Origin of the sequence: Streptosporangium sp. OZ121 (genome assembly GCF_051918885.1) — a bacterium.
Classification (GTDB): Bacteria; Actinomycetota; Actinomycetes; order Streptosporangiales; family Streptosporangiaceae; genus Streptosporangium.
Window position 1 is genome coordinate 116277 of record NZ_JBPXMC010000015.1, and the last position, 24965, is coordinate 141241.

Sequence of the window (24965 nt, forward strand, 5' to 3'; positions counted from 1 at the left end):
CCCTCCGCCCGCTCCAACGCCGGGGTCCAGGTCGGGAAACGATCCCCGACCTGGACCCCGAGGTTTATCGGACTCTTCGTCCCCACGGGTCGCCGACGTTCAGCCGGTCGTGACCGATGCGGTCACGGGCCGGCGCAGGTCATCGCCGGGGTGGCGGAGGACCCTCCGGCGGTGAAGCCGAAGGTCGTGCTCGCGCCGGCCGCGATCGAGCCGTTCCACGACTCGTTGCGCACCGTCACGTTCGAACCGGAGCCCGAGCGCACGCCTCCCCACAGCTGGGTGACGGTCTGCGAACCGGGCCAGGCCCAGTTCACGGTCCAGCCGCTGATCGGCGCGTTGCCCGCGCGCACCGTGACCTCACCCTGAAAACCACCGGACCAGGAGGTGACCACCCGGAGCGTCGCCGAGCAGGCGCCGCCCGGCGTGGGTGTGGGTGTGGGGGTCGGGGTGGGCGTGGGGGTGGGGGTCGGGGTGGGCGTGGGGGTCGGGGTCGGGGTCGGGGTGGTGGTCGTACCGCCCCACCCAGCCGTCGAGTCCAGCCAGGCCGTGCGGCGCAGCATCCAGTCCCGCATGTACTGCACCTGGCCCTGCCACGTGGGCGCGGTCGGGGTGTTGAAGAAGCCGATGACCGGCGTCGAGAGGTTCGGCCAGCGTTGGAAGTTGCGCTGCGCGGCGTTGGGCAGCGGCCTGGTGAGAGCGTCGATCCTGCTCTGCAGGGCGGTGTCGGAGAGCAGGCCGCGGCGTAGGGTCTGCCAGCGCGACCTGACCTGGTTGACGAAGGCCGGATCCCGCAGGAGCTGGGTGAACCAGTCGTTGGCCAGCGGCTGCCGGGTCTGCTGGTACTGCCAGCCCGCGATCTGGTCGTTCTGGAAGAATCCGCCCACCCCGAACGTGAGGTCGAAGTCCCACAACGGACCGGCGAAGATCTTGGTGTCCCGGTCCTTGTAGAAGTGGGAACTGCGGACGTACGCGTCCATGCTCCGGCTCAGCTCGTTGACGATCAGGTGGTCGATGAAGGAGTCGACGTCTATGTACGCCCGGTAGCCGGTGGCCGGGTCGGCGAAGTTCGGCGCCCGCAGCACGTTGTGGAATTCCTGAATGTGGTTGCGCAGCCAGTCCCTCTGCTGGGGCTGCAACGGGGACGGGTCGACCACTTCGAGGTAGTTCCAGCAGGTGGCCGCCGACCCGCTGCACGGCAACGTCGGCTCCTCGGCGGCCATCCACTCGAACTTCCAGATGTATCCGCCCGTGATCTTCGGCAGGGTCGTGTCGTCCTCGTCCAGCTGCTTGAGGTCGAGACGGTCCTTGGAGTTCTTGATCGTCTCGACGATCATGTAGACGCCCATGTAGTCGCCGGCGCCCACCGGACCGGCGTCGGTGTTGAGGTAGAGCTCCGCGAACGCGTACCGCGGGGCCCGCAGGCCCATCTCCCTGCCGAGGTCGTAGACGAAGGCCTCCCGGATCAGCGACTTGTCGGTGAACGGCCCGCGCAGCACCCAGTCGGAGTCGGCGGGCATGCCGAGCACCGGGTAGTCGGCGTCGTCGTTGTCGTTGTCCCAGAACTCGACGCGGTAGGGCGTCTTCTCGAACGTGGCCGACGACTGCCCCCGCAGCCGGAATCCGGCGCGGGTGGCGACCGCCGGAGCCGCGGCCAGCGACGTCGTCCCGCCGCCGCCCGGCTGGAAGATCATGGTGGTGGCGTCGAAGTACTCCCGGGCGGGCTTGCCCGCACCGTAGGAGTCGATCATGATCACCGGCAGGTCGTGCGCCGTGGCGGTGTCGCGGGCGGCGTACATCGCCGTTCCCGGCGCCCCGGACGCCGTCTGGCCGACGAAGGCCTGTGCCCGCAGCTGGGTGGTGCGGGTGAACCGCAGGGGTGTGCCCTGGTAGAGCGCCGACTGCGCGGTGGGCAGCCGCCCGTCGGTGGTGTAGCGGATCTGGGCTCCGCTGATCGCGGTGCTCAGCGACACCGTCACCTGTCCCTGGAAGGTGCCGCTCGGCACGGAGAAGGCGATGTCGCCGACCAGGTCCTCCGCCGCGGCGGCCGCGGCGACGGCACCGGCGCCGGCGCTGGTATTGACGTTGGCGTTGGCGTTGGCGGCCAAGGTGTCGGTGGCCGCGGTGCTCGCGATGTGACCACCCGGCCGGGCGCCGGAACCCGACTCGGCGATGGCCGGCAACGGGTGCGGGACGAGGAGTCCGGCGAGGAGCACCGCGGTGGCCGCGGCGCGGGTGCCGCGGAGGGTCAGACGCACGACGTCTCCTGTTCGGGTCGGGGGGAGGCGGGCAGGTGGAAGATGGTGGGCACCGGATCCACCGACGACGCGGTGTCCCGGAAGTGGCGACGCAGCGTCCGCCGCCACGGCGCGTCGGGCAGGTCCAGGCGGAGAGCGGCCAGACCGGTGGCGTACTTGGAGATGCGGGCGGGCCTCGTCCCCGCCTGCCACAGCATGCGGTCGACCGGCGTGGCGGCCAGGGTCGACTTGGTCTCGACCACGGCGAGGCCGGACAGCCTCAGCGTGGAGCCGGCGTCCCGCCAGACGAGCCCGGTGTCGATGGTGACCCGGCTCGCGGTGTCCGGCAGCAGCAGGGTGGCGCGGTGGTACTCGGTGACCAGGATCGGGTCGAGGGGGCTCCCGGCGGCGGGAACGATCGACTCGCGGGCGAGCGCCTCGTCGACGAATTCGCGCCCCAGGTGCACGGTGCCGCAGTCCCGCGGGTGGTACGGCAGCCGGTGTTTGGTGACGCTCCCCCTCGCTCCGCTGATCTTGACCTCCAGCCAGCACTGGTCGGAGTCGAGGTAGGTGCGGGTGCGCACCTTGAAACGCCGGCGCCTGCGATACGCCGCGCAGTGGTAGCTGGCCAGCCGCGGGGTGTCGAAGTACACCGACCTGTAGCGGAACGTACGCTCGCCGGCGATGTCCAGTGCCCGGGCGTACGGCGTGAGCCGCCCCAGCAGGCCGGGCAGTGTCTCCGCCGGGACGAGATACTTGCGGTCCACCCTGGTCTGCAGCGCGGCGCGGTCGATCAGTTCGGCGAGCCCGACGGGGGCCAGTCCCGCCAGGGCCGGCATGAGGGGTGCCGTGGTCATCGGTACGCTCCGGAATGGGCGGGGGCGACGGATTCGGTGGTCAGGCCGCGTCCGGTCAGCGCGTACCGGACGTCGACCACGGTGGTCTCGTTGACCATGTCGATCCGCTGGACGGTGACGGCGTGCACCCGGGCGTCGAGCAGTTGTTCCAGGTGCGCGACGAGCACGGCATGGTCGGTGATGGCCGAGTCGAGCACCAGGATCTGATGCCGGTAGTGCCGGAACAGCCGTCTGTGGTCGCCGAGGTACATCACCACGAGGATGAGCACCATCAGGCCGCCGCTGAGCCACACCGAGGTGGTGCTCAGCGCGCCGAGGATGCCCATGGCGAGGGCGGAGAAGTAGTACGCGACCTCGTGCTGGTCGAGTTCCGTCGAGCGCAGGCGAATGATGGACAGCACGCCGAACAGCGCCATCCCCAGCCCGAGCCCGGCACCGGCGTCGCTGGCGCTCAGCGCGCTCGCCACCGCGAGGACGCCGACGTTGACCCCCAGGTAGGCGACGACCAGATCGCGGCGGCGATGTCGTGGGAAGTAGAGCCCGAAGACGAGCAACATCACCGTGCAGATGTCGATCGCGAACAGGATGAGCTGTGACCTCACGTTCGTTCCTCCTGAACCGCTGCCGGGGTTGGCCGAGCACCGCCCGCTTCCTCGCAGGATCCGCAAGGCGGTCGCCGAAACTTTCAAAGTTTCAGATAAACTTTCGGGAACCCGGCCGGAACGATAAGTGCACTAAAGGTGTCGAGTCAATGAACTCCCCTGGCACACAGCACAGCCACCACCGCGCCATTTCTTGTCGCCCTCGCATCGCCGCGCACGGAAGAAAGAGCTTCTCCCTGTTCAAGGCCAATCACAGATCGGCACTACCGCTATCGGGCGAGAACAAAGGGCGACGCGGACCATGGTGCGCCCACATCATCCAGACTTGAAAGTTTCGGCGAAACCTGTTCGAAAGGCGAGGGCAAAACCACCGCGCATGGCACTGTCACCGACGAGCGACCGCGCTCGCCGACGGGTTCGAGCATCACTCTGCGACCGGCCCGTCCGCGTCACCGGCCCGTCCGCGTCACCGGCCCGTCCGCATCATCGGCCCGTCCACGTCACCGGCCCGTACGCGTCCGGCCGTCCGAACGGGTACGGGCCGGCGTCCAGGGCGCGGGGCCGGACGGGAACCGACCCGCTCGTACGCCCCGACGGGGTCACCTGTTCCCGGAGCCGTCCACGGGGGCCTCGGTCCCCGCCGGGGCTCCCGCCTCCAGCAGCCGGCCCTCGGAGAGCCGCAGCCAGCGGTCGACCTTGATCTCCGCGAGGAAGCGTTCGTCATGGCTGACCACCACGAACGCCCCTTCGTAGGCGCTGAGCGCGCTCTCCAGCTGGCCGACGCTGACCAGGTCGAGGTTGTTGGTGGGTTCGTCCAGCAGCAGCAGCTGGGGCGCCGGTTCCGCGTACAGCACGCAGGCCAGGGTGGCGCGCAGCCGCTCGCCGCCGGACAGCGCGCCGACCGGCAGGTGGACGCGGGAGCCGCGGAACAGGAAGCGGGCGAGCAGGTTCATCCGCTCGGCCTGCGGCATCGCGGGGGCGAACGTGGCCATGTTCTCCGCCACGGTGCGGTCGAGATCGAGCAGGTCCAGTCGTTGGGACAGGTAGGCGACCCGGCCGCCGGCCCGCCTGGCCCGGCCGCCCTCCGGTTCCAGATCGCCGTCGATCAGACGCAGCAGGGTGGACTTGCCGACGCCGTTGGAGCCGGTCAGCGCGATCCGCTCGGGTCCCCGGATCGTCAGATCGGCGCCCTCTCCCGCGAACAGGGCCCGCTCACCGTAGTGGACCTGCATCCGTTCGCCGAGGAAGACCGTGCGTCCGGCCGGGACGTTGGTACCGGGCAGTTCCAGCGTGATCCTCTGCTCGTCGCGCAGGGCGCGGCCCGCCTCGTCGAGCCGGGCCTTGGCGTCGTTGACCCGCGCGGCGTGGACCTCGTTCGCCTTTCCCGCCGATTCCTGGGCGTCGCGCTTCATCGTCCCGGCGAAGATCTTCGGCAGGCCGGCGTCCTTGAGGTTGCGGGAGGCGTTGCCGGCCCGCCGCGCCGCCCGCTCGCGGGCCTGCTGCATCTCCCGTCTCTCCCGCTTGACCTCCTGCTCGGCGTTGCGGACGTTCTTCTCCGCGACCTCCCGCGCGGCGCGCGCGGCCTCCTCGTAGGCGGTGAAGTTCCCGCCGTAGGAGCGGATCTCGCCCCCGTCGAGCTCGGCGATGCGGTCCATCCGGTCCAGCAGCGCCCGGTCGTGACTGACCAGCAGCAGGCAGCCGTTCCAGTCCTCCAGCACGCCGTAGAGCTTGCGGCGCGCGTCCAGGTCGAGGTTGTTGGTCGGTTCGTCGAGCAGCAGGACGTCGGGCTGCTTCAGCAGCTGCGCCGCCAGGCCGAGGGAGACGACCTGGCCGCCGCTGAGGGTGTGCAGGGGCCGGGTGAGGGAGAGCTCCCCGAGGCCGAGCCGGTCCAGCTGGGCACGGGTGCGCTCCTCGATGTCCCAGTCGTTGCCGATCGTGGTGAAGTGCTCCTCGCCGGCGTCTCCGGACTCGATGGCGTCCAGGGCCCTGATCACCGGAGCGATCTCCAGGACCTCGGCCACGGTCAGGTCACCGGCCAGCGGCAGGCTCTGCGGGAGGTAGCCGAGCACGCCCTGGACGGACGCGGTCCCGCCGCCGGGCCGGTACTCGCCGGCGATCAGCTTGAGCAGGGTGCTCTTACCGGCGCCGTTCGGGGCGACGAGGCCGGTACGGCCGCCGCCCACGGTGAAGGAGAGATCCTGGAAGACCGGGGTGTCGTCGGGCCAGGAGAAGGAAAGGTTCGAGCAGATGATGAACGCATCGGACATGCGAGAAAACCTCGTGTGGGACGCGGGCGCGCCGAAAGCCGCCCAGCAGGGGAACAGGAATCAGTGAAACGACGGCATGGCCACGGCGACGGCGCTCCTACGCGCCGGCCGGTGGCCGATCACTTCCGGTATCACCCGGAGATGTCGTCGTCACCTATCACTTCTGGTCTCCCTTGTGTCCTGTCACTCGCAGCCCATCATATTAGGTACGAACGGGTGCGAACGCGAGCCCTGGGGAGGCCCGGAGGGCGGGCGGCTCCCGCGGCGAGCCCGATCGTTCACATGAGCGAGGTGTCCCACCGGCGTTCACATGGGCGAGGTGTCCCGCCGGAGCGAGACGGTCAGGGGTCGCGGACCGCCGGGGCGAGACGGTCAGGGGTCGCGGACCGTCGTCGCGGTGCGGGCCGGCACGAGGCCGGCCCGCCACGGATCAGCGGGGGGAAATGATCCCGCCCTCGCGAGGAGCGGGACGGGTCACGCCTCCGCGTCCTGGGCGGCCTGTTCGGCCGCCTGGCGGATCCGCTCGATCTGCGCCCCGGTGACGTTGAGCGTGCCGAATTCCTTGACCGCCTGGTAGTAGGTCCAGGCGAGGCTGTTGCAGGTGCCCCTGGGGATGGTGGAATATCCCGCGCAGACCTGCCTCATGTCGAAGTAGAACGCGTCGTCGATGCGTGCCTTGTTCGCCGGGAACTGGCTCACCGCCTTGTAGTTGCGGTAGCCGAAGTCGTGACGCCGGCACGGCGTCCTGAAGTCGAAGCCGAGTGGCTGGTCGGGGCTGCTCGAGCACAGATCGGTCGACCAGTCGAAGGCGTAGTCCCCCCAGGCTCCCTGGTTCTGCCAGGCGGAAAGCCAGCTCGCGGCGCTGGCCGCGGTGGGCTGGCTGAAACTCGAAAGTGCGGCGAGCTTTTGCTCCAGTGTCACCGCATAGGCGGGCGGCGTTAATCCGAGTAGTGCGGTGAGGGAGAGGGCGGCGGTTGCGAGGGCGCGTTTGACCATGGACTCTGCCTTTGTCCGGGGGGTACCTCTCGCGGCAGGACTCTGCCACGGCCTAACAATGAGGCGAAATACCCGGTGACGCCGGAACAGATCTCCGTCAACATCGGCACGGATATTCGTGCACGGCAGCTATTTACAATGTTTACAGTTTCAAGTAAGAACCCTTTTCCCGCTTCACGCGGACAGGCGGCGGTCCGCCCCGCCTGGAGAGGATCACCCGGTGGGGCGACCGCCCACCGCCCGGAGCCCGCCCTCGCTCACGGACGTTCGGCGCCGCCGCCGCGCCTCGCTCAGGTGTCGAGGTGCGTGGCGTGTCCCTCCACGACGAGGGGGCCGTCGAAGACGAGAACCTCGTTGACCAGGCGGCCGCTCGCCGTCCGGTTGCGGTAGTTGATCACCAGGGTGTCGATCCCGACGTAGGCGGCGATCATCTCGAACCGCAGGTCCGGGGCGCTCCTCAGGCCCGCGGCCCAGTACTCGCGCAGGGCGGCCTTGCCCCGGACCACACCTCCGGAGCCGGGAACCAGCGCGGCCGCGGTCGGGGAGGTGAAGAGCACGTCCTCGGCGAAGTGCGACAGGACGGCCTCGACGTCGTGGGCGTTCCAGTCCTCGATCCAGCGGTCGGCGAAGGCCCGGAGCTCTGCGTGGTCCATGGCCGTCATGGTGCCACGCGGCCGGCGGGTACCGCGCGGGGATGATTTCTAACCTTCCGAGGCAGTTGTTCTTCGTTGTCCCGTTCCCTGTTCATGTCGCGTTCAGCGCGACCTTCGAGACTCGCGGGTCGGGACCAAGTTGAAGATGACCGAAAGGCTTCATTGTGAAGGACCAGAACATCGAAGACCCCGAGCGCTCGTCGATCTCGCGGCGTCGATTGGTCAAGTACGCCGGCCTCGGGGCGACGCTGGTCGCCGCGAGCCCGCTGGCGACCGGCAGCCCGGCGTGGGCGGAGGCGGATCCCGAGCGCGGGAGCGAGAACCGCGGCAACTCCCGCGACCGGGTGTGGCGCGCCGGTGACCACCACGTGCACTCGGAGTACAGCGGCGATTTCGACACCTCGACGAACCCGCCGAAGTTCACCAAGGGCGGCGACGCCGTGTACCCGATCGTCACCAACGCGATCATGGCCAAGTACTTCGGGCTGAGCTGGGCGATGTGCACCGACCACGGCGGGCCGACGCACTCGAAGGTGAACCTTGAGCAGGCCTACCCCGACCTCCTGCGCTCGCGCGTGCTCGTGCCCGAGGTCCTCCAGTTCTGGGGGATGGAGTTCGACGCCCCGGCGCTGGACCACCACACGCTGATGATCCCCCACCACTCCGGTGAGGCACAGCAGCTGTTCGAGCTGGAGAGCCGCTTCGCCAAGCACGACGCGTTCCCCGCCGACCCCGGCCGCGACACCGAGGCCAAGATGGTGGAGTTCCTGAAGGCCGCGAAGGACATGCGGCAGAAGCCGCTGGTGATCGCCCACCACGCCTCGCGGTCGGCGCCCGGTCTCGGCGTCTACGGGCAGGACACCCCCCGGGAGTTCCGCAACGGCAACAACGTCGCACCGGAGATCTACGTCGGCTTCGAGGGCGCTCCCGGCCACCAGGCGGGCCCGCTCAACGGCGGCGCGCGCGGAGGGTACGGCAACCACCCGACCTACGGCGGCTTCGACCAGATGACGGCCCGCGTCGGCGGCCTCTGGGACTCGCTGCTCGGCGAGGGGCGTCGCTGGTGGATCACCGCGACCTCGGACTCCCACGTGCACTGGACGCGCGGCGGGGCCGACTTCTGGCCGGGCGAGTACAGCAAGACCCACGTGCTGGCCAGGCAGGACTACGCCGACATCATGGACGGCCTGCGCAACGGGCGGATCTGGGTCGGCACCGGCGACCTGATCACCAGCCTCGACGTCATGGCGAGCACCCAGGGCCGCCAGGCCACCACGGGTGAGACCCTCACCGTGAGCCGCCGCAACCGCACCGACGTCGACATCGAGATCAGGTTCCGGCCGCTGGAGGGCAAGAACGCCAACGGCGACCACCCGGAGGTCCGGCGCGTCGACCTGATCACCGGCCAGATCACCGGCCCGAGCGCCAACCTCGACGCCGACACCAACCCCACCACGAAGGTCGTGGCCCGGTTCGGCCCGCGCGACTGGCGCAGGTCGGGACGCGAGTACGTCATCCGCCACACCCTGCGCGACGTGCAGGGCGACTTCTACGCCCGCGTGCGCGGCACGAGCACCGACGAGGCCGAGCCGCTCGCCGACGGCAAGGAGAGCCCCTGGGAGGACCTGTGGTTCTACTCGAACCCGGTCTTCGTCCACTACCGCTAGCTCCCTGACCGGACGGCCTCTCCCCCGGCGGGGAGGATCGTCCCGGCCGTCGCGTGCGACCGGATCGGATCCGGTGAATCCGGTCCTCGCCCCTCCCCTGGAGCAGGCCCGGCGGGAGGCGACGTCATCCTCGCGGAACCGGCGCGGAGCCCGCACGGACGACGTCGCCTCACCGAGGGCCGCCTCCTCTGCGTTCCGGATCGCCTCGCACGCGGACGGTCCGGACCTGTCAAGGGCGCGAGCGGCCCCTCTCAGTCCAGGAGGCCCTCCCCGATCCAGCCGTTGGGGGAGCATCCCGGCGGGACGGCGAAGACGGCCGAGCCGATCGGGGTCGTCCACTCGTTGAGCAGGTCGGCCTCGGCCAGCCTGCGCTGGATCGGGACGAACTGCCGGGAGACGTCGGCCTGATAGGAGGCGAACAGCAGCCCGGAGTCGGCGTGCCCGTCCGGGGTGAGCCCCTCGTCGTAGTTGTAGACCCTGCGCATGATCCGCAGGTTCGGGTCGGCCACATGGGCCCGGCGGATGTGGGCCTGCTCGGAGATGACGGGGAAGCCGATCGCGTTGAGCTTCTCGAAGTCGGCCATGTCATGCTCGTCGCGCCCGGTGAGCGGGGCGCCGTTGTCCAGGCGCCGGCCCACGGTGAACTCCTTGGCGACCCGGTCCACGGCGTCCCAGGTCTCCATCTCCGCCCGGATGCGCCGCAGCACCAGCGTGGTGCCGCCGCGCAGCCACTCCGGACCGCCGCTCACCCACACGGCCCGGTCGAACTCGGGAGTGCCGGGTGCCGGGTTGACGGTCCCGTCGAGCTGGCCCATGACGTTGCGCTGGGTCAGCCCGGCGGGCTGGGTGCCCGCGCCGCGCCGGAAGCCCCGCTGGGTCCAGCGGACCTTCGCGAAGGAGCGCGCGTCCTTGACGACCATGCGCAGGGCGTGGCTCAGGGTGAGGGCGTCGTCGGCGCAGATCTGCAGCAGCAGGTCCCCGCCGCTCCACTCCTTCCTGAGCCTGTCGATCGCGAAGGCGGGCAGCGGCGCCGCCGCCTCCGGACGGCGGTCGGCCAGCCCGGCCGCCGTGAAGAGGCCGGGGCCGAACCCGAAGGTCACGGTCAGCCTGGCGGGCAGGACGGCCAGCTCCGGTTCGGTGTCGGCCAGGGCCGGCCTGCCCTGGGTGAGCCGCCGGGCGTCGTCGGTGAGCAGTCGCATCATCCGGACCAGCGCCTCGCGGTCGGTGTCCGGCAGCAGATCCAGGCCGACGAACACCCCGTACGTCTGGGGCGCCGTCGCGATCCCGGCCTGGTGGACCCCGTCGAAGGGTTCCGTCAGGGAACCGCCCGAGACGGGGGACGCGGCCGGAGCGGTCCGGGGATCGGCCTGGGGGGCGACTGGGGGGACAGCCTGGTCGGGGGCGCACGCGGCGAGGGCGCCGACCGCGGTGGCGGCGCCTCCCGCGAGCAGGCCCCTACGGCTGAGTCGGGGTTCCCGCATGAGTTCTCCTCCGTTCCCGCTCAGCCGTCGCTCTCGCCCATGTCCGCACTCTTGTCGCCTTTGTCGCCCTTGTCGCCGTCTCCCATGTCCATGCCGGGCCGGTAGTCCTCCTTGCCCCCGGCGAAGTCCTTGCCGACCGCGGTGAACTCCACGGTCTTGCCGTCCTTGAGGGTCAGGGTGAAGGGAATCTGCGCGCCGGGCTTCACCGCCTTGGTGAGGCCCATCAGCATGATGTGATCACCGCCGGGCTGGAGCAGGTGGGTGCCCCTCGCGGGGATCACGATCCCGCCCTCCTTGGGCCTCATGATCATCTTTCCCTTGGAGTCGACGACCTCGTGCAACTCGATCTTCGGGGACAGCGGCGAGGCGCCGGAGACGACCGTCACCTCGGCGTCGGTGTTGTTGACCAGGGTGCCGAAGGCGGCGCTCATCCCCTTCTTCGCGGTCTTCACCCACGGATCGGTGATCGTCAACGCGACGGCGGCCACGGCGGCGGTGGAGGGGGCGGCGGGGGTGGCGGCGGGTGCGGCGGTACTCGGGGCGGCGGCCGGTACCGTGCTGTCCTGGGAGCCACATCCGCCCAGGACCATCACGGCCGCGAGCAGGACGCCCGCGGGGGCGGTACGCCGGACTCCGGCGCGGGTGACGCGGGTGACTCCGTAACGGCTGGTTCCGGCACGGTTGATACGACGAGCAGACACGTTGACGCCTTTCTTCTGGCCGGACCGGCAGGCCGCGGCAGAACGCCGCCTCGATGGGGCCATGCCGGCCACGCGGCCGGGATTGTCACGCTGATTCGGTCCGCCGGGCAGCCGGAAGGCCGCGTCGGCGCAGGCCCGCGCGCACGTACGCGCGGGCTCGGGAACGAGTCACGCCCCCGGGTGACCTGGGCGGTCAGCCGGAGGTGACGGTGACGATCCGGGGAGGGCCGCGCCGGCTGACGACGTGGCGCAGCACGGCCGGGCGCAGGACGCCCGGCTCGATCGCGCCCGCGGTGAGGAAGGACGTGTACGCCGGGGTCACGACCACGATGAGCACGCGGCGCAGCCGGACACCGAGCCGCCGGAGCAGTGCCCACAGCACCGCCTCGCCGCGCGCCAGCCACAGCGCGGTCAGCCCGACGGCCCAGCCGTGCGCCACCAGCATGCCCAGGCCGGGCAGCAGCCCCGAGTGGACATGCCCGATCATCTCGGCGGGGGACGCGGCGTGCGCGAGGGAGAACAGCACGTGCAGTCCGGCCTGCGCGCCCGCCAGCACCGGCAGGATCACCGCCAGCGTCCGTTCGCGTCCCGACACGGCGAGGGCCGCGGCGAAGGCGAGCACCAGGGCCACGGTCGCGGTCGGCATGGAGACCGCGCCTCCCGCGAGGACGTGTGCCATCACGCTCAGCCCCAGGCAGACCGCGGCGAAGGCGGCCGCGCGGGCGAGGCGGAAGGGCATCGTCGCGGGCATGATGGGGAAATCATCCCACGCCACCCCTGCGGTGCGCCGTCCGAGGCTCGCGGGCGGTTCGCGCTCGCGCCACCGCCGCGTGTCTCCCAGGCGCCGGGAGTGTCTCGCCCTCCGCGGATCACGCTCGCTCCGCCCGCACCGGCCCGGACTCCTGTTTTCGCAGTTCAGAGGGGAATAGGTCACTCCGGGGACATCGAGGCGATCCGCGCCCCGAAAAATCTTGAAAGAAATCCGGCCGCCGTGTCGAATCCGGCCGGGCCCGTTCGAAGCGTGGTCAGAGGGCCGGAAGGAGCACGGGAACCGGCCCAGGACGCGTGAGGAGAAGACCATGACCCAGCAGACGACGAGGACCGCCGGCACGGTGGCCCGCGACCCGTGGCCGAGCCTCACCAGGTCACTCCTGGGCTACGGGGTCGTCGCCGGGCCGGTGTACGTCGCGGTGTCCCTCGCCCAGGCGCTGACCCGGGAGGGCTTCGACCTCACCCGCCACGCGTGGAGCATGCTCGCCAACGGCGACCTCGGCTGGATCCAGATCGCCAACCTCGTCGTCGCCGGGCTGGCGAGCGTCGCCTGCGCGATCGGCCTGCGCCGGGCCCTGGTTCCGGGGCGCGGCGCGACCTGGGCTCCCCGGCTCGTCGGCGCGTACGGGGTGAGCCTGGTCGGCGCGGGGATCTTCCGGGCGGACCCGGGGATGGGCTTTCCCGCCGGGACGCCCGAGGGGCCGGGACCGGTCAGCTGGCACGGGATGCTCCACTTCGCCTGCGGCGCCGTCGGCTTCCTGTGCGTGATCGTCGCCTGCTTCGTCATCGGCCGCCGGTTCGCCGCGGAGGGCCGTACGGGATGGGCCGTCCACTCGCGGCTCACCGGCGCGGTGTTCCTCGTGACCTTCGCCGCCATGGCGAGCAGCGGGGGCGCCGTCTGGGCCAACCTGGCCTTCGTCGCCGGAATCGTGGTCGTCTGGGGCTGGCTCTCGGCCCTGTCGCTCCATCTCCGCCGGCGCACCGCGTCCCGGCGTGCCTGACCCGGCCCGCCCCCCGACCGGACCGTTCGAGAAGACCCGACCAGACCGTTCGAGAAACAGGATCAAGGAGAAAAAAGCGATGCGATACCTGGCCACCCTCAAGGTCACCAAACGGCCCGACACCCCGCCGCCCGCCGAGCTGATGGAGGCCATCATGAAGCTCGGCGAGGAGGCCACCAGGGCGGGCGTGCTGCTCGACAACGGCGGGCTGGCGCCGAGCGCCCAGGGCGCGCGGATCGAGCTCACCGGGGGCAGGCTGAGCGTCACGGACGGCCCGTTCGCCGAGACGAAGGAGCTGATCAGCTACGCCCTCTACCAGGTCAGGTCGAAGGAGGAGGCGATGGAGTGGGTCTCCCGCTTCATGAGGCTCCACCGCGACCACTGGGAGGGCTGGGAGGGTGAGGGCGACCTCCACCGCGTCTTCGGCCCCGAGGACTTCGCCGCCCCCGCGTGAAGCCGTCGCCGGCGGCGCCCCGGCCGGGATCCCGTCGGGAACCCCGGCCGGGGCGCCGCGTTGGCCCGGCGCCCCGGCGCTCTGACGCCCCGATCCAGGTGCCCTGTTTCGCCGGCCTCACCTGGATCGGGGCGCTCCTCGTCTCCCGGCATCTTCCAGGGCGCCGCCCCCTGCCGCCCTGGCCCGGGGACGACGTGCTTGGATCGGGGAGCATGACGGTCGGAGATGCTCACCGGGTGGTCGAGGCGGTCTGGCGGATCGAGTCCGCGAGGGTGATCGCCGGGCTCGCCCGGATGGTGCACGACGTCGGGCTGGCCGAGGAGCTCGCACAGGACGCGCTGGTCATCGCGCTGGAGCAGTGGCCCAGGACGGGCGTACCGGATAATCCCGGCGCATGGCTCATGCTCACCGCCAAGCACCGGGCGATCGACCTGCTGCGCCGCAGGAACCGGTACGAGCGGAAGCTCGAAGAGGTCGGCCGGGACATGGAGAGCCGCCGGGAGTCGGCCGAGGCCGAGCTGGACGACACCCTCGACGATCACATCGGCGACGACGTGCTTCGACTCCTCTTCACGGCCTGCCACCCCGTGCTGCCCACGGAAGGACGCCTGGCGCTCACCCTGCGCCTGCTCGGCGGCCTGACGACGGAGGAGATCGCGCGCGCCTTCCTGGTGCCCGAGCCGACCGTCGGGCAGCGGATCTTCCGGGCCAAGCGCACCCTCACCGACAAGCGGGTGCGGATCGAGATGCCCACCCCGGCCGAGCTGGGCGACCGGCTCTCGTCGGTCCTGGAGGTCGTCTACCTCATCTTCAACGAGGGCTACTCGGCGACCGCCGGCGACGACTGGATGCGCCCCTCGCTCTGCGAGGAGGCGCTGCGCCTGGGCCGGATCCTGGCGGGTCTCATGCCGGAGGAGTCCGAGGTGCACGGCCTCGTCGCCCTGATGGAGATCCAGGCGTCCCGCACGCGCGCCAGGACGGGACCGGACGGCGAGCCGGTCCTGCTCCTCGACCAGGACCGGGGGCTGTGGGACCGGCTGCTCGTCCGCCGCGGGCTGGACTCGCTCGCCCGCGCCGAGGGGCTCGGCACGCTGGGCCCGTACGGCCTGCAGGCCGCGATCGCCGCCTGCCACGCCCGCGCGCCGTCGGCCGGCGACACGGACTGGGAGCGGATGGCCGCCCTGTACCGGGTGCTCGCCCACGTCGCCCCCTCACCCGTGGTGGAGCTGAACCGCGCGGTCGCGGTGGGCATGGCGTACGGCCCGGAACGCGGCCTGGAGATCGTGGACGGCCTGGTGGCGGAGCGCGCGCTGAAGGGCTATCCGCTGCTGGCGGCCGTACGGGGTGACCTGCTCGTGAAACTGGGCCGCCTCGACGAGGCGCGCGAGGAGTTCGAGCGGGCCGCCGGGCTCACCCGCAACGAGCGCGAGCGGGCCCTCTTCCTCGCCCGCGCGACCGCCGCGGGCGGCTGACGGGCACCGGACCGGCACCGGACCGGCACCGGACCGGCGGGGCTCGGCGGGGGAACGGCGGGGCTCGGCGGGGGAACGGCGGGGCTCGGCAGAGGCTCGGCACCGCGAGCCGGGGCTCCGCCTCGCCGGTAACCGGCCGCGTCCGGCGCCGGGGGCAGGCGCACGTCTCAGGGCTCGGCGTGCTCGTACCGGTCCGTGCCCGCCTGATCGTGTGACGGGGTCGGGGGTTCGGCCCCGGGGCCGGGCAGCACGTCGACGTCGGCGGCGCCCATCCGCCGGTCGCAGACCGAGCAGTGCAGCTCGACGTGGCTGATCTCGCCGCAGGCGTGGTGGCGGTAGAGCACCGGCGGACCGGCCTCGCCCGCCGTCCACCGGTCGCCCCAGCGCACCATCACCAGGAGCAGGTCGCACAGCTCCAGGCCCTTGGCGGTGAGCGTGTACTCGTGGCGGGGCGGCCGGCTCGAATACTCCCGCCGCTCCAGCACGCCGTTCTCGACCAGCCACTTGAGCCGCTCGGTGAGCACCTTGCGTGAGATGTCCAGGCTCTGCTGGATCTGGTCGAAGCGGCTGATGCCGACATAGATGTTCCGCAGGATCAGTGGCGACCACGGCTCCCCGATGACATCCAGCGTGCGGGCGATCGAGCAGGCCATGTCACCGAATCGGGTTCGCTGCATGGGAACAGTCTAGGCGAGAGGGTTCCCTTAAGGAACGATCTCCTGCTAGCGTCTCCCCAGTAAGTTCCTTGAAGGAACCCACTGGAGGGAGCGCACCATGAACCACCCCCAGGTCGTCTCGGCCGAGGATTGGCGGGCCGCAAGGGAAGCGCTGCTGGTGAAGGAGAAGGAACACACCCGCGCGCTGGACGCGCTGGCCGCCGAGCGGCGCAGGATGCCGATGGTCCGGATCGGCGAGGAGGGGGACGACGGCGGGTACGTGTTCGAGGGCCCGGACGGGCCGGTGAGCCTGGTCGACCTGTTCGACGGGCGGCGCCAGCTCATCGTCTACAGCTTCATGTGGCTGGGCGGTGACGCCTTCTGCTCGGGGTGCTCGATGTTCACCGACAACGTCGGGCATCTGAGCCATCTCCACGCGCGCGACACCTCCCTGGTCCTGGTGTCCCGGGGTCCGCTGGCCGAGATCATCCCGTTCAAGGAGCGCATGGGCTGGACGATCCCGTGGTTCTCCTCGCTGGGCACCACCTTCAACGACGACATGGGAGCGGGCGACGGGTTCGCGCTGAACGTCTTCCTTCGCGACGGCGACACCGTCTACCGCACCTACTTCACCACGGGGCGGGGAGTCGAACGGCTCGGCAGCGGCTGGACCTTCCTCGACCTGACGCCGTTCGGCCGCCAGGAGACCTGGGAGGACTCCCCGGAAGGCCGGCCGCAGAGCCGGCCCTACGCATGGTGGCGCCTGCACGACGAGTACGACGAGCACGGGGTGTGAGCACCGCCCGGCCGACCATCGCCCGGCGAGGGGCAGGACCCCGAGGACCCCGAGGACCCCGAGGACGAGGAGACCTGTGATGACCGAGACGACCCCCGTCGCCGAACTCCTGTTCGGCGAGGCCGACGCGACGCCGTTCAGCACGGACGAGGCGACGGTCGAACCGTGGGACGAGGCGCGGGCGTGCCTGGAGTCCGCACCGAAGGCCTGGCTCTCGACGGTGCGGCCCGACGGCCGCGCGCACGCCGTGCCCGTGCTGCTGGTCTGGGCCGGCGACGCGCCCTGGATCACCACCCGCCCGACGTCCCGCAAGGCCAGGAACCTCGCCGCCAACCCCCACTGCGTCATCACCGTCGCCGGCGAGACCCTCGACCTCGTGGTCGAGGGGAACGCCACCCGGGCACGGGACGAGGACGAGCTCCGGCGGGTGGCCGCCGCCTTCAGGGCGAAGTACGAGTGGGAGCTCGCGGTGCGCGACGGCTCCGTCCACGAGGACGACCTTCCCGGCTCGCCCGAGTACGGCTTCTACCGGGTCACGCCCACGCGTGCCTTCGGCTACGGCGCGGACGGCAGGACGGCGACGCGCTGGCGGTTCGGGTGACCGGGACCGACCGGTCTCACGCCCGCTCACGCCCGGTCCGCTCCCTGCCCGAGTAGTCCTTCGGCTCGATCGTGTCGTGCATGCGCACGCTCGTGCGCCGGAGACCGGCCAGGGCGCGGACCAGGCCGCGGGGAAGGCGGGTGAGCAGCCATGTGCCCCGCAGGGTGGCCCACAGCTGGAACCGGCTGTCCGGCACGAGGGTCTTCGCCATCCTGCGCCCCAGCTCCCAGCTGTATCTCACGTAGTCGCCGAGCTCGCTCTCGTACGCGCGGAAGGCCCGCTCGTGGTCGCCACCGGCCGCCGCCAGCTCTCCGGCGAGGGTGTAGGCGCCGACCACCGCGAGGCTGGTGCCGCCCCCGACCGCCGCGCCCGGCGAGTAGCCCGCGTCGCCGACCAGGCTGATCCGGCCGCGCGACCAGGAGTCCATCCGGATCTGGGTGATCGAGTCGAAGTAGAAGGCGGAGCTCGCGTCCATCTCGTCGAGCAGCCTCGGCATCTCCCAGCCCGCCCCGGAGAACGCCTCCCGCAGCAGCCGCTTCTGGCGCGGGACGTCGCGGTGGTGGTAGTCCAGTTCCTCGCTGCGGAACAGGAGGATCGCCCGCGCCTCGTCCAGGTGCGCCGCGCTGTAGAACGCGGCCATCCTGCCCACGTCGCCGTACGCGAGCATCTCGGCGTCGAGGTCGCGGTGGTCGGGCAGGGAGAAGACCCCGAGGTAGGTGCCGACGAACTCGGCGAACCGCGACTCCTCGCCGAAGGTCAGGCCGCGCACGTTCGAGTGGACGCCGTCGGCACCGATCACCAGGTCGAACCTGCGGGGCGCGCCCGTCTCGAAGGTGACGTCGATCCCGCCGTCGTCCTCCCTGAGGGACGCGATCGAGTCGCCGAACACGTACTCCACGCGGTCGCGGGTCGCTCCGTGGAGGATCTCGCTCAGGTCGTCGCGCATGATCTCGACGTGCCGGTCGGAGAACGCGACGATCAGGCGGTCGACGTCCACGCGCACGGGCCGTCTGCTCCCCGCGCCGGTGAGGGTGATGCGCCGGGTGCCCGTCTCCCTCTCCTTGACCGCGGGGAGCAGGCCCATCCGCTCCACGATCTCCAGGGCCGGTTTGAACAGGTCGACCGCGTGCCCGCCCGTCCTGCGCGGCGCCGGTGCCCGCTCGACCACGGTGACCTCGAAGCCGTGGTGGTCCAGCCAGTACGCCAGGACCGGCCCGGCGACGCTGGCTCCGGAGACGAGGATTCGCATGCCCTTCCCTCCCGCTCATCTGTTTTACTTAACGGAAGGTAAGTCATCCGAGCGACCTCGCACAAGTACTTACCTATCGTTAAGTCAGTTGCCTTCGCCATGCCGGTACCCTTGGTCCGAGCACGAGGACGCCCGCGCGTACGGGAGGTCCGGCGCGAGGACAGGAGAGAACACCAGGTGGCGAGGCCGTCCGACACCAAGGCGCGCATCCAGGCGGTCGCGCGGGAACTGTTCGCCGAGAAGGGTGTGCAGCAGACGAGCCTGCGCGACATCGCCGACCGGCTCGGGATCACCAAACCCGCGCTCTACTACCACTTCACCTCGCGGGACGACCTGCTCCGCAGCATCGTCCAGCCGCTGATCGACGATGTCGACACCTTCCTGGCCGACACCGAGGCGAACGCTCCGCAGAGCCCTCGCGATCTCCTCCAGAACTACTTCGACATCACCTTCCGGCACCGGGAGGTGACCGTGATGGTGGTGCGCGACCTGTCCACCCTGGCCTACCTCGATCTGGGGACCCACATGGGCCACTGGCGGCGGCGGCTCATCACCCTGCTGCTGGGCCCGGACCCCGATCTGGCGGCCCGCGCCCGCGCGGTCGTGGCCATCGGCGGTCTCTCGGACTGCACCGTGGAGTTCGCCGACGTGCCGGCCGCGACGCTCGGCCCCCTGGCGGTGGCCGCCGCGCTGGCGGCGCTCGGGGCCGACCCGCCGACGGCCGGGTGAGTCCCGCGCGAAGCGACCTCACCGGGCCGGGTGCCGGCGAAAAGCGGATTCGCCGCCCCGGACACCTCGGTGATGACGAACAGGCACCGCGGAAACGCACTCCGATGTGGCACACTTTCGACATCGCCACAGCGGCATCGATCGGTCACACCGCCCGCCCCATTCCAACGGACGCTCCACGGGCTGATGCCCGCGGTCGCCGATCGGAGGTCCACATGGACCTGTCCACGCACGCCCACCCGGACTGGATGGTCTGCGACGTCGCAGGGAAGATCGACATCTTCACCGCCAACGCGCTCCGCGAGCACCTGCTGGCCGCGCTGGGCCGTCCGGGATACCGGCTCCTCCTCGACATGTCCATGGTCACCGCCATGGACGCCAGCGGGGTGGCCGTGCTGCTCTCCACCCTGCGCAGGGCCGTGCGACACGGTGGCACGCTGCGGCTGATCGCGCCCGCACCGGTGGTGCGCGGGCTGCTGAAGGTCAGCGGGCTGTCGGGGAAGTTCGCCGTCAGCGCCGATCTGGCCGGCGCGCGGATCGCCGAACCGCTGCCCGCCGGCGTCCGGTGAACCACCGCCCGCCCCCGCCGTTCCGGCCCTGAAACCCTCCGCGCCGGAGGACGGGACGGTTCCCGGCAAGCCTCGATTGATTTATTAGTAAAAAGAGCGAGGAAATATCATAAAAGCGTCAAACGAGTCTAAAGTTAGCTCATGGTGACTCACCGCACGGCGGTCGTACCGGTGGATTCCGGAACTCCCGGTAAGTGTCTCTGCGGCCATCCGGCCGACTACGTGATCGAAACGCGCTGGTTCTCCGGCAGGCACTCCCGCGACCCGGTCTGCGCCCCCCACGTCACCGAGGTCCTCCAGGGGATCGCGAAGCAGAACGCGCGCCGCGACGGAGGATGAACGCCCGGCGGGAACCGGCCGCGAGCTCGCCCGCGCGCCGGTGATCGGCGCCCCGGCCGGCGCCATCACCATGATCAGCACCATGACCCGTGGACACTCCGGGTCACGGACGCCCGGCCTCAGGGAGCCGGAGATTCGCGGATCTCGGCCAGGGAGGTCCGCATGGCGTCGGCGGCACGCGTGAACCAGTCGGAGATGGCGGCCAGCTCGTCCGGGCCGTAGCTCTCGAAGAGCTCGGTGAGCCGCCGGTAGGTGGGCTCGTACGCCGCCGCGATGCGGGCGGCCGAATCCCCTTCCGGGACGATCCGGACACGGCGCCGGTCGTGAGGGTCGGGAACGCGCCGGGCGTAGCCGGCGCCCTCCAGACGGTTGACCACCCCGGTGACGGCCCCCGTGGTGAGACCGGCCAGCTCGGCGAGGCGTCCCGCGGTGAGCGCCTCCTCCCCCGCGCCGAGGACGAAACCCAGGCACGTCAGGTCCGTGACGTTGATGCCGAGGCGCTCGGCGAGCGAGTGCTGCCCGACCAGGCTCAACGCGATCAGCTGGTCCATGCGGGCCAGGACCTCCGGCGGCGAGGCGCCGGCTTCCGGTTTGCGTTCCACCGCAGAATCTCCTTACTATCTAAGAAACTTAGCTCGTGAGATAAATGATACGGGCGGACTCAACCTAGCGCCTGCCACCCGGCGATCCGCCACGGCCCGCGGAGGGCGGCGCTCCAGACGGAGGAGACATCGTGGGGATAAGAAAAGACCTCGCGGAGCTGGCGGAGATCCACGAAGAGCACGACATGGGACACACCGTGGCGGGCTGGACCGGCTCGATCGTCTGCATCACCGGCTTCGCGATCTCCGGGATGGCGATGGTGGCCGCCAGCGTCCCCTTCTTCTGGGTCGGCGCGGGCGTCGTGGCCCTGGGCGGCGCCCTGGGGTGGCTTCTCCACCGGATGGGACTCGGGAAGGAGATCGGACCACGGCCGGCGTCCGAACGCGGCATGCGCCGACGCCCGGCATCGAGCGCACGCGGTGGGGCCGTCCGTCAGGAACGAAGGCCCGCCGGCCAGGGGCTTCGAGCGGGTGGTCCTCCCCCGCCATCCGCCAGATAGGACGAAATCTCGCAAGTACACTGTAATTCCCCCCCATAGGGGCGACCAGAACTGCATACCTGGTAAGACGGAGGGAACGCCCGCCCTGTGAACTGCGGGTCTAAGGAGTCTTTCCATGCCACCCGAAGGTGTGAACACGCTCTCGATCTCGGCCGATGCGCGCGGAAGCGCCATCGTGGTCCGGGCGATCGGCGAGCTCGACTACGACTATGCACCGACCTTCCGGAGAGAGATCGTCAGGGCCCTGAGCCTGAGCGCAGGCAACTCGCCGTCCGAGCTCCCGGCTTCTCCGGCGCTCGACTCGCGGTCCGAGCTCCCGGCTCCTCCGTCACTCGACTCGCCGTCCGCGTTCCCGACGCTTCCGACGGTGTTCTCCGGTCCGTCACCGCTTCTCCCTGAGACGCCGTTCCGCTCCGAGACGCCGTTCCTCTCGGAAGTCCCGCTGACCTCGGGGGCTCCGCTCCCCTCGGATCCGCCGTCACCGCTGTCGCCCGAGCCCCCTTCCCCGTTCTTTCCCGGGAGCCCGCCTCCCCCCTCCCCGGAAAGCCCGCCGCCTCCGGGAAGCCCCCCACCGATCTTCCCCGATGGCCCCTCTCCCCTCTCCCCGGACAGGCCGCCACCGGACGCGCCACCATCGGACGTGCTGTCACCGAACGCGCTGTCACCGGACGGGCTGCCATCACTCTCCCCGATGGCCTCGCCCTCTCCCTCGCCACAGATCCTCTCCTCCTTCGAGACGTCTCCGGAGACCTTCGAGACGTCTCCGGACACGCGGGCCCAGGCCGGGTCGCGGCTCATCCTCGACCTGGAGGGGCTCACCTTCTGCGATTCCACCGGCCTCGCGGAACTGCTGTGGCTCCTGCGAAGGAGCCAGGAGACCCAAATCCGCCTGGTGCTGGCCGGGGCGAGCCGGACGCTGCGCCACATGATGGCCACCACCGGGCTCCTGGCCTACTTCACGATGGCCGCCTCCGTGGAGGAGGCCCTGCTGGACGAGGAGTTCAGGGCGGCGGAGGAGCACTGACGTACGGGCGGACGACGGTTCCGTTCCCCAGGGAAGAAGCGCCGGCGAGAGAGGCCGCGCAGAACTCTGAGACGTATGTCGTTAAAACACACTCATTCGCCTGACAAGTGAGTCAATATCTTCTTACGGGAAAATCCACTATCCGGCGAAAGTGGGGTCCCGATGCGGAAGATGTCACCGCGGATGACCGCGGAAGCACTACCCGAGACCCTGGACGGGCTGCCCGTGGCACCGGGGGAATTCCTCGCCCTCGTGTCCGTGGACTTCAGCGGGACGTACCAGGTCTATCTCGCGGCCAAGGACGAGCGCATCAAGATGACCAGGCTGTCCATGAGCCTGCTCGCCGCCCCGTTCGCCGCCGCGGTCGCGCTGGCCAGCGCGAAGGTGGTCAGCCCGGTCACGCTGACCACCTGGCACAGCGTCCCCTGGCACCTGTTCGCGATGGTCGCCGCGTTCGGGCTGCTCAGCGTGCTGCCCTTCCTGCGGCTGATCGAGGCGGTCAACGCACACATGAGGACCGCGCGGGCGCTCAACAACTTCCGCCTGCTCTACGCGGTCCACCTCAAGGACCAGTTCTCGGCCCTCGGCTGGACTCCCAACCTGCCGGTGGATCCCCGGTATCCGGAGACGTACGCGCCGATGGCCTGGCCGGGGATCAACGTGATGATGCTGGCCCTGGTCAACAGCTCCTACATCGCGGTGGGCGTGCTCGGGATGATCGGGGCGGCGCCGGCCATGGCCCTGCTCCTGGTGATCATCGGCCTGCTCGCGCTGGTCCACTATTTCGTCTACTACGTTCGCGCCAATGTTTCCCGGCAACGCCGGCTCCCACACAATCCCTTCCATTTCCCCAATGTGGAGACCTGAATGTCCGACCTCCTCAGATTCGCGTCTTGTGGGGAGACGTGGATCTGGCTGATGCGACACGTGACAGACAACGGCGGGCCCGCCCTGGACGACCGCGGCCCGATCATCGAGGCTCCGGCGGTGCTGTTCGAGGTCACCGGCCTGGCCTGGGACGATCCGGTGCTGAAATGCTACGGCGACGCCGGGAAGATCCCGCTGTACTCCAGCAAGTTCAGCGAGCGGTCGGTCGTCCCGCCGTTCAAGTACAGTTACGGAGGGCGGCTCCGCCAGTTCCTCGGTGTCGACCAGCTCGGCTGGGTCGCCGACGTGCTGCGCGCCAAGCCGTACACCAAGAGCGGCTGGATCTCGCTCACCGCTCCCGGCGAGCCTTTCGACGCGGTGCCGTGCCTGACCAGCCTGGCCTTCAGGCTTCGTGCCGGGCGGCTGGTCATGACCGCCGCCTTCCGGTCGCAGAACGCGTTCACCTCCTACCTGAACTACGTACCGCTGCGCGGCATCCAGAGCGAGGTCGCGGACGGCCTCATGGTGGGCTGCGGGTCGATGAGGGTGTTCGTCGACGTGCCTCACATCTACACCGCGGACGAGGCGACGGTCGGGGAGATCCTCCAGCTGTCGGAGCGCGCCGGGCCCGGCGCGGGAGTCCCCGTACCGGGCCCTGATCATCGGCCCTGTCCCATCTCCTGACCCGGCGGACCGGCGGCGCGGTGACCGGCGACGACCGGTCGGCGCGTCAGGGGGAGATCCTCGCCCCGGCCTCGGCGAGCATCCCGGCCAGCTCGGGGTGCCCGCCGAGCACGGCCAGCTCGTAGGGCGTACGGCCCTGGAAGACCGGATGGCCGGTGCCGGGGCCGTCGAGGCCCGCGCCGTGCTCGATCAGGAGCCTCAGGCGCCGGGGCCGCCGCCTGATGACCGAGGCGTACACCTCGTCCTGGAGCATCTGCTCCGGTGTCGCGTGCGCGGGACCGAGCCGCCGGTGCCACGGCCCGCCGTCCCCCCGGCCGAGACCGTACTCGAAGAGCAGCTCCAGATGCTCGGTGTCGTCGGAGCCGAACCCGCAGAGCCCCCGGTTGTAGAGGGTCTGGCTGTCGTTGGGGTCGGCGCCCGCCTCCAGCAGGAGCCTGGCCAGCTCGGCGGAGCGCGGGTGCGGCGGCTCGCCGCGCTCGCCACCGCCGAAGGCCCCGGTGAGCGCGGTGAACGGCGAGGTCAGCCCGTCCCACAGGTATCCCGCGTCCGGGTCGGCACCGTGTCGCAGCAGCAGCCGGGCGGTCTCCGGCGCGTCGCCGCCTTCGACCCGCGAGTACGCCAGGTAGAGCAACGGCTCCCACCGGTACGGCCCGCCCTCGGCCCGAGCCTGGGCCGGGTCGGCCGCCAGCGTCGCGGCCATCGCCTCCGCCTGACCGGTCGCGGCCATGGTGTGGACGCTCGCGACCGCGAGTCCCGGGTCCAGGGCCAGCGCGCGCGCCGCCTCGTGACGGCGCGACGGGTCGTCGTTCCCGTACGGCAGGCAGGCCAGCCGGAGGAACTCCGCGACCGGGTCCGCGCTCCGGGGTACCAGGTGGGGTGAGCGGGAGTGCCGGGCGAGGACGTCGAGGTGGGCACGGAGGCGGGGCCAGCTCGCGAAGCCGTACGCCCTCGCGACCGTCAGCTGGGCATCGGCCAGCGTGAACCCCTCCGGCGAGCGCGGGCCTCCCCCGGCCGGCGGCGGCGCGGGCCGCGCGGGAAGGCCGGGGAGCGGGCGGGGGTGGAACTCGGCGACCAGCTCCAGCGCGGCGGTGTCGGCGGCGCGAACCGCCCTCTTGAGGCGCTTGGCCTGATTTCTCAGGTGTTCCAGGCTGGGGTTGTCGGGAAGACGGCGAACAGGCACGGAGGCCTCCCTT

Annotated in this window: 26 protein-coding genes; 13 read left to right on the forward strand and 13 right to left on the reverse strand. The window is 70.8% G+C overall.

The window, feature by feature from the left end:
• Positions 1 to 122 precede the first annotated feature (122 nt).
• From ACTOQ1_RS25215 to ACTOQ1_RS25240, 6 genes are all read right to left on the reverse strand, one after another.
• Positions 123 to 2255, reverse strand: coding sequence for a CotH kinase family protein (locus tag ACTOQ1_RS25215; RefSeq protein ID WP_440070491.1), 2133 nt, complete (start codon positions 2253 to 2255; stop codon positions 123 to 125).
• Positions 2246 to 3091: a polyphosphate polymerase domain-containing protein gene (locus ACTOQ1_RS25220; protein WP_440070492.1), complete on the reverse strand. Its 846-nt coding sequence runs from the start codon at positions 3089 to 3091 to the stop codon at positions 2246 to 2248. The genes ACTOQ1_RS25215 and ACTOQ1_RS25220 overlap by 10 nt, the downstream gene beginning before the upstream one ends.
• Positions 3088 to 3693, reverse strand: coding sequence for a DUF4956 domain-containing protein (locus ACTOQ1_RS25225; protein ID WP_440070493.1), 606 nt, complete (start codon positions 3691 to 3693; stop codon positions 3088 to 3090). Before ACTOQ1_RS25225 ends, ACTOQ1_RS25220 begins: the two co-directional genes overlap by 4 nt.
• Positions 3694 to 4292: 599 nt before the next feature.
• Positions 4293 to 5960 (reverse strand): ribosomal protection-like ABC-F family protein, encoded by a 1668-nt coding sequence (gene abc-f / locus ACTOQ1_RS25230; protein WP_440070494.1) that lies wholly within the window; start codon positions 5958 to 5960, stop codon positions 4293 to 4295.
• Positions 5961 to 6434: 474 nt separating this feature from the next.
• Positions 6435 to 6881, reverse strand: a complete 447-nt coding sequence (locus tag ACTOQ1_RS25235; RefSeq protein ID WP_440070495.1) for a phospholipase — start codon at positions 6879 to 6881, stop codon at positions 6435 to 6437.
• Between the two features lie 365 nt (positions 6882 to 7246).
• Positions 7247 to 7609 carry a YybH family protein gene (locus tag ACTOQ1_RS25240; RefSeq protein ID WP_440070496.1) on the reverse strand — a complete coding sequence of 121 codons (363 nt, stop codon included), beginning with the start codon at positions 7607 to 7609 and terminating at the stop codon, positions 7247 to 7249.
• Between the two features lie 164 nt (positions 7610 to 7773).
• Between ACTOQ1_RS25240 and ACTOQ1_RS25245 the strand changes: the two genes are divergently transcribed.
• Positions 7774 to 9276, forward strand: coding sequence for a phosphoesterase (locus ACTOQ1_RS25245; protein WP_440070497.1), 1503 nt, complete (start codon positions 7774 to 7776; stop codon positions 9274 to 9276).
• Between the two features lie 251 nt (positions 9277 to 9527).
• Here ACTOQ1_RS25245 and ACTOQ1_RS25250 read toward each other — a convergent pair whose 3' ends face one another.
• The 3 genes from ACTOQ1_RS25250 to ACTOQ1_RS25260 all read right to left on the reverse strand — a co-directional run bounded on the left by ACTOQ1_RS25250 (position 9528) and on the right by ACTOQ1_RS25260 (position 12209).
• Positions 9528 to 10757: a Dyp-type peroxidase gene (locus ACTOQ1_RS25250; protein WP_440070498.1), complete on the reverse strand. Its 1230-nt coding sequence runs from the start codon at positions 10755 to 10757 to the stop codon at positions 9528 to 9530.
• Between the two features lie 20 nt (positions 10758 to 10777).
• The gene (locus ACTOQ1_RS25255; RefSeq protein ID WP_440070499.1) at positions 10778 to 11458 is read right to left on the reverse strand and encodes a copper chaperone PCu(A)C; all 681 of its coding nucleotides are present in this window, start codon (positions 11456 to 11458) and stop codon (positions 10778 to 10780) included.
• Between the two features lie 193 nt (positions 11459 to 11651).
• The gene (locus ACTOQ1_RS25260; protein ID WP_440070500.1) at positions 11652 to 12209 is read right to left on the reverse strand and encodes an MFS transporter; all 558 of its coding nucleotides are present in this window, start codon (positions 12207 to 12209) and stop codon (positions 11652 to 11654) included.
• 328 nt (positions 12210 to 12537) lie between these two features.
• Between ACTOQ1_RS25260 and ACTOQ1_RS25265 the strand changes: the two genes are divergently transcribed.
• The 3 genes from ACTOQ1_RS25265 to ACTOQ1_RS25275 all read left to right on the forward strand — a co-directional run bounded on the left by ACTOQ1_RS25265 (position 12538) and on the right by ACTOQ1_RS25275 (position 15156).
• On the forward strand, positions 12538 to 13230 hold the full coding sequence (locus ACTOQ1_RS25265) for a DUF998 domain-containing protein (protein WP_440070501.1): 693 nt from the start codon (positions 12538 to 12540) through the stop codon (positions 13228 to 13230).
• Between the two features lie 79 nt (positions 13231 to 13309).
• Positions 13310 to 13684: a YciI family protein gene (locus tag ACTOQ1_RS25270; RefSeq protein ID WP_440070502.1), complete on the forward strand. Its 375-nt coding sequence runs from the start codon at positions 13310 to 13312 to the stop codon at positions 13682 to 13684.
• A gap of 212 nt (positions 13685 to 13896) precedes the next feature.
• Positions 13897 to 15156, forward strand: a complete 1260-nt coding sequence (locus ACTOQ1_RS25275) for an RNA polymerase sigma factor (protein WP_440070503.1) — start codon at positions 13897 to 13899, stop codon at positions 15154 to 15156.
• A gap of 167 nt (positions 15157 to 15323) precedes the next feature.
• Here ACTOQ1_RS25275 and ACTOQ1_RS25280 read toward each other — a convergent pair whose 3' ends face one another.
• Positions 15324 to 15833, reverse strand: a complete 510-nt coding sequence (locus ACTOQ1_RS25280) for a winged helix-turn-helix transcriptional regulator (RefSeq protein ID WP_440070504.1) — start codon at positions 15831 to 15833, stop codon at positions 15324 to 15326.
• 97 nt (positions 15834 to 15930) lie between these two features.
• Between ACTOQ1_RS25280 and ACTOQ1_RS25285 the strand changes: the two genes are divergently transcribed.
• Together ACTOQ1_RS25285 and ACTOQ1_RS25290 are read left to right on the forward strand one after the other, a co-directional pair.
• Positions 15931 to 16608 carry a DUF899 domain-containing protein gene (locus ACTOQ1_RS25285; RefSeq protein WP_440070505.1) on the forward strand — a complete coding sequence of 226 codons (678 nt, stop codon included), beginning with the start codon at positions 15931 to 15933 and terminating at the stop codon, positions 16606 to 16608.
• Positions 16609 to 16687: 79 nt separating this feature from the next.
• Positions 16688 to 17209 (forward strand): pyridoxamine 5'-phosphate oxidase family protein, encoded by a 522-nt coding sequence (locus tag ACTOQ1_RS25290; protein WP_440070506.1) that lies wholly within the window; start codon positions 16688 to 16690, stop codon positions 17207 to 17209.
• A 16-nt stretch (positions 17210 to 17225) separates the two neighbouring features.
• On the opposite strand, the gene ACTOQ1_RS25295 is transcribed toward ACTOQ1_RS25290, so the two are convergent.
• Positions 17226 to 18458, reverse strand: coding sequence for an FAD-dependent monooxygenase (locus ACTOQ1_RS25295; RefSeq protein WP_440070507.1), 1233 nt, complete (start codon positions 18456 to 18458; stop codon positions 17226 to 17228).
• 177 nt (positions 18459 to 18635) lie between these two features.
• On the opposite strand from ACTOQ1_RS25295, the gene ACTOQ1_RS25300 reads away from it, so the two are divergent.
• From ACTOQ1_RS25300 to ACTOQ1_RS25310, 3 genes are all read left to right on the forward strand, one after another.
• Positions 18636 to 19187, forward strand: coding sequence for a TetR/AcrR family transcriptional regulator (locus ACTOQ1_RS25300; RefSeq protein ID WP_440070508.1), 552 nt, complete (start codon positions 18636 to 18638; stop codon positions 19185 to 19187).
• Positions 19188 to 19402: 215 nt separating this feature from the next.
• Positions 19403 to 19756: an STAS domain-containing protein gene (locus ACTOQ1_RS25305; protein WP_362678045.1), complete on the forward strand. Its 354-nt coding sequence runs from the start codon at positions 19403 to 19405 to the stop codon at positions 19754 to 19756.
• Between the two features lie 141 nt (positions 19757 to 19897).
• A complete protein-coding gene (locus ACTOQ1_RS25310) occupies positions 19898 to 20095 on the forward strand; it encodes a hypothetical protein (RefSeq protein ID WP_440070509.1) in 198 nt (65 codons plus the stop codon).
• Positions 20096 to 20214: 119 nt separating this feature from the next.
• On the opposite strand, the gene ACTOQ1_RS25315 is transcribed toward ACTOQ1_RS25310, so the two are convergent.
• A complete protein-coding gene (locus tag ACTOQ1_RS25315) occupies positions 20215 to 20697 on the reverse strand; it encodes a MarR family winged helix-turn-helix transcriptional regulator (protein ID WP_440070510.1) in 483 nt (160 codons plus the stop codon).
• Positions 20698 to 20828: 131 nt separating this feature from the next.
• Here ACTOQ1_RS25315 and ACTOQ1_RS25320 point away from each other — a divergent pair, with 131 nt between their 5' ends.
• The 4 genes from ACTOQ1_RS25320 (at position 20829) to ACTOQ1_RS25335 (ending at position 23772) form a co-directional block, all read left to right on the forward strand.
• A complete protein-coding gene (locus ACTOQ1_RS25320; RefSeq protein ID WP_440070511.1) occupies positions 20829 to 21197 on the forward strand; it encodes an HGxxPAAW family protein in 369 nt (122 codons plus the stop codon).
• A gap of 640 nt (positions 21198 to 21837) precedes the next feature.
• Positions 21838 to 22221: an STAS domain-containing protein gene (locus ACTOQ1_RS25325; protein ID WP_440070512.1), complete on the forward strand. Its 384-nt coding sequence runs from the start codon at positions 21838 to 21840 to the stop codon at positions 22219 to 22221.
• Between the two features lie 183 nt (positions 22222 to 22404).
• Positions 22405 to 23088, forward strand: coding sequence for a hypothetical protein (locus tag ACTOQ1_RS25330; protein ID WP_440070513.1), 684 nt, complete (start codon positions 22405 to 22407; stop codon positions 23086 to 23088).
• 51 nt (positions 23089 to 23139) lie between these two features.
• Positions 23140 to 23772, forward strand: coding sequence for a hypothetical protein (locus tag ACTOQ1_RS25335; protein ID WP_440070514.1), 633 nt, complete (start codon positions 23140 to 23142; stop codon positions 23770 to 23772).
• A 46-nt stretch (positions 23773 to 23818) separates the two neighbouring features.
• On the opposite strand, the gene ACTOQ1_RS25340 is transcribed toward ACTOQ1_RS25335, so the two are convergent.
• Positions 23819 to 24952, reverse strand: a complete 1134-nt coding sequence (locus tag ACTOQ1_RS25340) for a hypothetical protein (RefSeq protein WP_440070515.1) — start codon at positions 24950 to 24952, stop codon at positions 23819 to 23821.
• Positions 24953 to 24965 lie beyond the last annotated feature (13 nt).

Bases quoted from the DNA above. Each gene is read 5' to 3' on its own strand.
- ACTOQ1_RS25220 (WP_440070492.1), bottom strand. From the start codon at position 3,091: ATGACCACGGCACCCCTCATGCCGGCCCTGGCGGGACTGGCCCCCGTC.
- abc-f (WP_440070494.1), bottom strand. From the start codon at position 5,960: ATGTCCGATGCGTTCATCATCTGCTCGAACCTTTCCTTCTCCTGGCCC.
- ACTOQ1_RS25240 (WP_440070496.1), bottom strand. From the start codon at position 7,609: ATGGACCACGCAGAGCTCCGGGCCTTCGCCGACCGCTGGATCGAGGAC.
- ACTOQ1_RS25250 (WP_440070498.1), bottom strand. From the start codon at position 10,757: ATGCGGGAACCCCGACTCAGCCGTAGGGGCCTGCTCGCGGGAGGCGCC.
- ACTOQ1_RS25260 (WP_440070500.1), bottom strand. From the start codon at position 12,209: ATGCCCGCGACGATGCCCTTCCGCCTCGCCCGCGCGGCCGCCTTCGCC.
- ACTOQ1_RS25265 (WP_440070501.1), top strand. From the start codon at position 12,538: ATGACCCAGCAGACGACGAGGACCGCCGGCACGGTGGCCCGCGACCCG.
- ACTOQ1_RS25270 (WP_440070502.1), top strand. From the start codon at position 13,310: ATGCGATACCTGGCCACCCTCAAGGTCACCAAACGGCCCGACACCCCG.
- ACTOQ1_RS25275 (WP_440070503.1), top strand. From the start codon at position 13,897: ATGACGGTCGGAGATGCTCACCGGGTGGTCGAGGCGGTCTGGCGGATC.
- ACTOQ1_RS25280 (WP_440070504.1), bottom strand. From the start codon at position 15,833: ATGCAGCGAACCCGATTCGGTGACATGGCCTGCTCGATCGCCCGCACG.
- ACTOQ1_RS25285 (WP_440070505.1), top strand. From the start codon at position 15,931: ATGAACCACCCCCAGGTCGTCTCGGCCGAGGATTGGCGGGCCGCAAGG.
- ACTOQ1_RS25290 (WP_440070506.1), top strand. From the start codon at position 16,688: ATGACCGAGACGACCCCCGTCGCCGAACTCCTGTTCGGCGAGGCCGAC.
- ACTOQ1_RS25295 (WP_440070507.1), bottom strand. From the start codon at position 18,458: ATGCGAATCCTCGTCTCCGGAGCCAGCGTCGCCGGGCCGGTCCTGGCG.
- ACTOQ1_RS25305 (WP_362678045.1), top strand. From the start codon at position 19,403: ATGGACCTGTCCACGCACGCCCACCCGGACTGGATGGTCTGCGACGTC.
- ACTOQ1_RS25310 (WP_440070509.1), top strand. From the start codon at position 19,898: ATGGTGACTCACCGCACGGCGGTCGTACCGGTGGATTCCGGAACTCCC.
- ACTOQ1_RS25330 (WP_440070513.1), top strand. From the start codon at position 22,405: ATGACCGCGGAAGCACTACCCGAGACCCTGGACGGGCTGCCCGTGGCA.
- ACTOQ1_RS25335 (WP_440070514.1), top strand. From the start codon at position 23,140: ATGCGACACGTGACAGACAACGGCGGGCCCGCCCTGGACGACCGCGGC.